Source organism: Mesorhizobium sp. ArgA1 (assembly GCF_053714375.1).
In genome coordinates this window covers 1-707 of record NZ_JBSKBQ010000120.1, presented here as the reverse complement: position 1 = coordinate 707, position 707 = coordinate 1, and the positions used below count along the sequence as shown (strand labels likewise).

The 707-nt window shown below is 59.4% G+C and carries 1 pseudogene; it reads left to right on the top strand.

Going from position 1 to position 707, the window contains the following annotated elements:
* Positions 1-707: pseudogene (locus ACWGTI_RS32615) on the top strand (ISKra4 family transposase); the annotation flags it as partial.

Below are 707 nucleotides of genomic sequence, written 5' to 3'. Positions count from 1 at the left end.
TAAGGATGAACGTCTGGGTCGAGTTTGTCGGGGTCGATGGCCTTCGGCAACGTCGGCAAATCGCAGTCGTCGAACGGATTGTAGATGGAGCGGGTCTCGACGACCTCGGCCTCTCCTTGGGGGAAGGCAAAGCGATACAGCGCCGTCTGCAGGAGGAGCTGACACAGTTTCAGACGGATCAAGCCGGCCAGCAGGATCGGAAATGTCACGACTGCAACCGCCTTCGCGGGGTTCATGATTATAGATCTCGTACGGTCCAATCGCTCTTCGGCCCTTGTCGTGTGCGCGTGCCTCGGTTGCGCATCTGCGCGTGCGGAAAGAAGGCAAGATCGGGCATCGGAAGCATTGAGACACTGTTGAATGGCAGAGCAACGCCGGAATTGGAGAGAATTCAGGCCGAACTCGGCTCCCGGCTGTCGTTTCGAGAAGCCGCCCGTGTGCTTGATCTCTTTGTGTCGGCCGCGCGACCACATAATCACCGGACCGTCAGCAACCGGCTCGCCAAGGTCGCCGATCAGATCGAAGAGTGGGACGCCGCAAGCCCCTATCGCATCAGCCGAGCCAGCGAATCCGCCGTTTCCGTTTTCATTGATGGCGCTTACATTCGCGCAGTTCCCGGATATCAAAGCCGGCATTTCGAGATCGCGATGGGACGCGTTGTTTCACAGGGTCGGCCACCGCGTCAGTTCGCGGCTGCGCCGAATGTG